The following is a 6,113-nucleotide window of genomic DNA, read 5'->3' on the forward strand; positions in this document are numbered from 1 at the left end:
GCCACCTCGGTGACGGCAGTGACCGCGTCCTGCGGCTTGATGGCCAGGAGGACAACGGCCGCCCCGGGCACGAGCTCGGCCTTGACCCGGCCGGTCCGGGCGCCCAGGCCGGCGAAACGGGCCAGCCGCTCGTCGGAAGAGCGATTGCAGACCCGGACGTCCTCGGCGGCGACGGTCCCCCGCGTCAACAGGCCGCTGACCAGACTCCAGGCCAGGCTGCCGGCGCCGATGAAGGTGATCGACCCGAGTCGCCGGGTCTCGGACCCTTCTGCCGATTGCTTTCCGTAACTTTCGTCCATGGTGAGCCCTCCAGGGTCGTGGGATGCCGTGCGGGACGGGAAAGACAAAAAGCGCCGTCCGATAAAGGACGGCGCTTAACCGCGGTACCACCTTTGGTTCGTCCCGGCTCACAAACGATGTCGCCGGGGACGTCAACTCAGGCCACAACATGATGGCCGGCCGCGGTAACGGGCGGGACCGCCGTGGATTGGACGGTGGCTCCGGGGTGGGTTCGCGGGTCCCGCGGCCGCCGTTGCACCTTGAAGGCGGCTCTCTGAGTCGCGGAAGCTCCCGTTACTGATCCCCATCATGGCCTGTCAGCTTTGAGCTGACCGAATGATGTTACCATTTACAATACTGCCGATTGAAAGGCCTGTCAATAGGTGGCTGCCCATTTAATTAGTTCCCCGGGGAAATTGGGCGACTCCCGATGGCGCAGGATTTCTAAAGAAGACGCTTGTGAAAGAACTCACTTGACGTATCGGCTGTTAGAACTTACAATCAAGGCGAGGAAAGAGATTGAAATGTATCAATGTCTTCAGAGCCTTGGAACCGCCCAACCCATCTCAAGGAGGAAGAGAGACATGACACCGGAAGAGCTGAAAGCCATCCAGGCCCAGAAGGTTGTCGACGCCAGGGGCACCTCGTGCCCGGGACCGATCCTGGCGGCCAAGAAGGGGATCGTGGAAGTGAAGCCGGGCGAGATCATGGAGGTCATGGCCACCGACACCGGCACGCAGAAAGACCTGCCGGCCTGGTCCAAGAAGATGGGTCACGAGTTCCTCGGCGCGTTGGAAGAGGCCGGCTACTGGAAGTTGTTCGTGAAGAGGCTGAAGTAAATGATCGCGCCGGTCCAAGAAGGGCAGGGTTTTGGGCCCAAGATCCTGGCCTTCTCCACCAACAACATCTCCGACCCCGGCATCGACCTGGCCGGGAGTTCGCACATGCACTACTCCCCGAGTGTGGTCGTAATCAGCGTCCCCTGTACCAGTGGCATCAAGCCCGGCTGGGTGCGGTACGCCATCGAGCGGGGCTTCGACGGGGTGTTCATCGCCGCCGACGGGGATGAATGTGCCTTGCTCTCCGACTGCTCGGTGCGGACTTCCCATATCGTGGCCGAGGCGCAGGAACTGCTGAAAGAGGGCGGCTACGAGCCGCAGCGGCTGAAGATGGCCGCCATCTGCTCGGTCTGCGCCGAGCCGTTTACCAACTACATGCGGGAGTTCTCGGCCTCGCTAGCCAAGCTTGGACCCGCCAGGAAGGGATAGCCAATGAACTACGACATGCTGGTGGTCGGCAGTGGCATCGGGGGCATGGAATCGGCCCTGAAACTGGGCGACATGGGCTACAAGGTCCTGCTGGTCGAGAAAGAGGCCAGCGTGGGCGGGAAGATGATCCTTCTGAGCAAGGTCTTTCCCACCCTGGACTGCGCCAGCTGCATCTCCACCCCGAAGATGGCCGCCACCATCCATCACCCCAACATCACGGTGCTTACCTACTCGGAGGTTGAGGGGATCCGGCGCGACGGGAATGGCAAGTTCCAGGCGAAGATCCGCCGCAAGCCGCCCTTCGTCGATCCGGCGGCGTGCACCGGTTGCCGGCAGTGCGAGATGGCCTGCAACGTGGCCGTGCCTGACCAGTTCAACGCGGACCTGGTCTCGCGGCGGGCGGCCTACATCGCCTTCCCACAGGCGGTGCCCAAGAAGGCGGTCATCGAGCGGGCCGGGACCTCGCCCTGCACCTTTACCTGCCCGGCCGGGATCAAGTCCCACGGTTACGTGGCCCTGGTCCGCAGCGGGCAGTACGAAAAGGCCTTCAACCTGATCCTCGAGAGCACCCCATTGGTGGGCAGCTTGGGCCGGGCCTGCTTCGCCCCGTGCGAAGAGGAATGCACCCGGGGAAGCCTGGAAGGCCCCTTGCCCATCCGCCGGCTGAAGCGCTTCATCGCCGATACCCACTACCGTGACCACGAGCGACCGGCTGTCGAGATCCCCGACCCAAACGGCAAGAAGGTAGCCATCGTCGGCTCCGGACCGGCCGGCCTGACCGCCGCTTGGCAGCTGGCCCGCCAGGGCTATCAGGTGAAGATTCTGGAAGCCGCGCCCCAGCCCGGCGGCATGCTCCGCCTGGCCATCCCGGCCTACCGGCTCCCGGCCGAGGTTGTCGATCAGGACGTCCGTAACGTCACCAGCCTCGGAGTGGAGATCGCCACCGACACCCGGGTGGAGGACCTCGAGGAGCTGAAACGACAGGGCTTTGACGCGGTCCTGGTGGCCACCGGCACGCCGCGGGCCGCCAGGCTCAACGTGCCCGGTGAGGAGCTCAAGGGTGTGCACAGCTCCCTGGACTTTCTGCGGGCGGTCAAGCTGGGCCCCCCCCCTGACCTGAAGGGCCAGGATGTGGTCGTCATCGGCGGCGGCAACGTGGCCATTGATGTCAGCCGCAGCGCTCGTCGGTTGGGGGCCAAGTCGGTCCGCCAGGTCAGCCTGGAATCCCGGACCGAAATGCCCGCGCATACCTGGGAAGTCGAAGAAGCCATGGCCGAGGGGGTCACCGCCCTCAACTCCTGGGGCGTGAAGCAGCTCCTGGGCGAGGACCAGGTCCGGGGCGTGGAGCTCAAGCGCTGCACGGCGGTGTTCGATGCCGACCGGCGTTTCAGCCCGCAGTATGACGAGACCGTCACCGACCGCCTGGACTGTGACGCGGTGATCGTGGCCATCGGCATGGGTCCGGACACCGCCGCTTTCGCCGGCCAAGTGCGGGTGAACAAGAACCGGACCATCCAGGTCGACCCGGTCACCATGCAGACGAACGTCCCCTACATCTTCGCCGCCGGCGACGTGGTTTCCGGGGCCTCGTTCATCAACACCGCCGCCGGCCGGGGCCGCAAGGCCGCCTTCATGATCGACCGCTGGCTGCAGGGCAAGGAACTGAATGAGGACGAGCTCGACCCGAAACTCCCGGTGGTCGACAAGGCTCAGGTCCTGGCCAGGCAGCAGAGCCACAGCCGCCGCGACCCCGTGCCCGGCAATCTGAGGCTGAGCCCCGAACCTCGCGACTTCACCGAAATCGAAGCGCCGATGACCGAGGAGGAGGCACTCACCAGCGTCGGTCGCTGCCTCGATTGCGGCGTCTGTTCCGAGTGCCACCAGTGCGTGGCCATCTGCCCGGCCAACGCGGTCCACATGGAGATGCGTGAACAGAAAGTCGAGGCCGAGGTCGGTGCGGTCATCGTCTCGACCGGGTTCAAGCTCTTCCCGGCCGACCTGAAGCCGCAGTATGGCTACGGCAAATTCAAGAACGTCATCACCGGGATGCAGATGGATCGGCTACTCGCCCCCACCCGCCCTTACAACACCGTCCTGCGGCCCGGGGACGGCAAGGTGCCGGACCGGATCGCCTACATCCTGTGCACCGGCTCCCGCGACCAGACGGTCGACAACCCCCTGTGCTCCAGGGTCTGCTGTATGTACTCGATCAAGCAGAACCAGCTGATCATGGGGGCCCTGCCGCTGGCCGACGTGACCGTGTACTACATCGATATCCGGGCCTTCAGCAAGGGCTACGACGAGTTCTACGAACAGGCGAAGGCCATGGGGGCCATGTTCGTCAAGGGCCGGGTGGCCAGGATCAAGGAAAAGGAAGACGGCAACCTGCTCCTGTCCTACGAGGACATCGAGAACGGCGGCCAGGTGACCGAGGCCGAGCACGACCTGGTCGTGCTGGCGGTGGGCATCCAGCCCAACGCCGAGGCCGGAGGGCTGTTCCCCGACGGCGGGCTGAAGCTCGACGACTACTACTACGTTCAGGAAGTCGACGAGGACCTCGACCCGGGCCGGACCAGCATCGACGGGGTCTTCGTGGCCGGGTCGGCCTCGGGAGCCAAGGACATCCCCGATTCCATCCTGCATGCCGGCGCCGCGGCCGCCCAAGCGGCAGCCTACGTGGAGAAGGTGGGGCGACCGTCATGAGCGAGCGAAGGATTGGCGTTTTCATCTGCCAATGCGGTGGCAACATCTCGGATTACGTCGACGTCGAGAAAGTCCGGACGGCGGTCGGCGATGAGCCGGGCGTGGTCGTCGCCAAGACCGCCATGTTCACCTGCTCCGACGCCACCCAGCAGGAGATCGTCAAGGATATCCAGGAGCAGAACCTGGACGGCCTGGTGGTCGCCTCTTGCTCTCCCAAGCTGCACACGTTCACCTTCCGCGAGGTGGCCAAACGGGCCGGCCTGAATCCCTATGAGTACACCCAGGTCAACATCCGCGAGCAGTGTTCCTGGACGCACACTGACGACAAGGCCGGGGCGACCCGCAAGGCCATCAGGTTGGTCCGCGCCGGCATCGCCCGAACCAAGCTGACCACGCCCCTGCAGCCGACCGTGGTGGAGACGGTGCCCAAGGCCCTGATCGTCGGCGGCGGCATCGCCGGGCTGCGGGCGGCCATCGGAATGTCGGACATCGGCATCGCCGTGTTCCTGGTGGAAAAGCAGCCGGAGGTCGGGGGCTGGGTGGCCGGTTTCGGAACGATGTACCCCAACGCCAAGGACGGCCGGCAGCTCATCGCCCACCTTTGGGGCGAGGTCCAGAAGCGGCCCAACATCACCATCTTCACGAACGCCGAGGTCGTTGGCAAGTCCGGCAGTTTCGGCAACTACCAGGCGACCATCCGGATCAACCACCGGCCGGCGGAGACCATCCAGGTCAAGGTCGGGTCAATCATCGTGGCCACCGGTTTTGACACCTATCATCCGGCGGAAGGCGAATTCGGTTACGGGATGGACGGGGTCGTCACCCTGCCTGAGTTCAAGACGATGCTCGACAGTTCCGCGGGGCCCTTGGTCTACAAGGGGAAGACCGTGAGAGACATCGCCTACATCTACTGCGTGGGCAGTCGGCAGAAGGCGGAGGTGCCCGACGCCAACCAGTACTGCTCCCGTTACTGCTGCAACGCGGCGGTGCACGCCTCCCTGACGGTGACGGCCAAGGGGGCCAAGGTCCACCAGTATCACCTCTATCGGGACATGCGGACCTACGGCAAGTATGAACTGCTGTACAAGGAGTCCCGGGACGAGGGCTCGTTGTTCCTGAAGTTCGCCGCCGACGCGCCGCCGGCGGTGGCCCGGGATGACCAGAGCGGCCGGTTGACGGTGACCGTGGCGGATCAGTTGACCAGGGGAGAGGCCCTGAACATCGCGGTTGACCTGGTGGTCCTGATAACCGGCATGATCCCGCGGTCCAACGAGGAACTGGTCAAGACGCTGAAGCTTCCGATGGGCAAGGACCAGTTCTTTAACGAGATCCACCCCAAGCTGCGGCCGGTGGAGACGGTGGTCGACGGCGTCTACATCTGTGGCGCCTGCCAGGGGCCCAAGAACTCGGCCGAGAGCGTGGCCTCGGCCCTGGCCGCGGTGACCCAGAGCGCCGGCATCCTGAAGAAGGGCTTCGCCGAGCTGGAACCACTGGTGGCCGCGGTCGACCCGGACCAGTGCGCCTGGTGCGGCAAGTGCCAGGAGACCTGTCCTTACGGGGCGGTCGAGAAGGTCGAGGTCAATGGCCACAATGTGGCGTCGATCAACGAGGCGGTCTGCAAGGGCTGCGGCGGGTGCGTCCCGTTCTGCCCGAAGGAAGCCATCGACTTGAGGGGCTACACCGATGCCCAGGTCAAAGCGATGATCGACGGCCTGTTGAGGGAGATAGTCTAATGAGCCCAGCAAACAGGGATGTCCGGGAAATCATCCGCGATGAACACCTGATGCGTGGCCGGATCCTCAAGATCCTGGCGGCCGGGCCCCAGACCGTGCCTCAGATCGCCGCCGCCCTCGACTACCCGAC

At 64.7% G+C, this 6,113-nt stretch carries 5 protein-coding genes; 4 read left to right on the forward strand and 1 reads right to left on the reverse strand.

What is annotated here, in order from left to right:
* On the reverse strand, positions 1–299 hold a 299-nt coding region (locus VGL40_08350), incomplete at its 3' end, for an NAD(P)-binding domain-containing protein (GenBank protein ID HEY3315266.1).
* Positions 300–863: 564 nt separating this feature from the next.
* Between VGL40_08350 and VGL40_08355 the strand changes: the two genes are divergently transcribed.
* From VGL40_08355 to VGL40_08370, 4 genes are read left to right on the forward strand one after another with little or no spacing between them, the layout of a single operon-like run.
* Positions 864–1,118: a sulfurtransferase TusA family protein gene (locus VGL40_08355; GenBank protein ID HEY3315267.1), complete on the forward strand. Its 255-nt coding sequence runs from the start codon at positions 864–866 to the stop codon at positions 1,116–1,118.
* A complete protein-coding gene (locus VGL40_08360; GenBank protein HEY3315268.1) occupies positions 1,119–1,547 on the forward strand; it encodes a hydrogenase iron-sulfur subunit in 429 nt (142 codons plus the stop codon).
* 3 nt (positions 1,548–1,550) lie between these two features.
* Positions 1,551–4,250 carry an FAD-dependent oxidoreductase gene (locus VGL40_08365; GenBank protein ID HEY3315269.1) on the forward strand — a complete coding sequence of 900 codons (2,700 nt, stop codon included), beginning with the start codon at positions 1,551–1,553 and terminating at the stop codon, positions 4,248–4,250.
* Positions 4,247–5,983 carry a CoB--CoM heterodisulfide reductase iron-sulfur subunit A family protein gene (locus VGL40_08370; GenBank protein HEY3315270.1) on the forward strand — a complete coding sequence of 579 codons (1,737 nt, stop codon included), beginning with the start codon at positions 4,247–4,249 and terminating at the stop codon, positions 5,981–5,983. The genes VGL40_08365 and VGL40_08370 overlap by 4 nt, the downstream gene beginning before the upstream one ends.
* Positions 5,984–6,113: the final 130 nt, after the last annotated feature.

Source organism: Bacillota bacterium, assembly GCA_036504675.1.
Classification (GTDB): Bacteria; Bacillota; Sulfobacillia; order JAJYWN01; family JAJZPE01; genus DASXUT01.

What these genes read in the sequence shown, in the direction of transcription:
- VGL40_08355 (HEY3315267.1), top strand. Translation starts at nt 864, where the DNA reads ATGACACCGGAAGAGCTGAAAGCCATCCAGGCCCAGAAGGTTGTCGAC.
- VGL40_08360 (HEY3315268.1), top strand. Translation starts at nt 1,119, where the DNA reads ATGATCGCGCCGGTCCAAGAAGGGCAGGGTTTTGGGCCCAAGATCCTG.
- VGL40_08365 (HEY3315269.1), top strand. Translation starts at nt 1,551, where the DNA reads ATGAACTACGACATGCTGGTGGTCGGCAGTGGCATCGGGGGCATGGAA.
- VGL40_08370 (HEY3315270.1), top strand. Translation starts at nt 4,247, where the DNA reads ATGAGCGAGCGAAGGATTGGCGTTTTCATCTGCCAATGCGGTGGCAAC.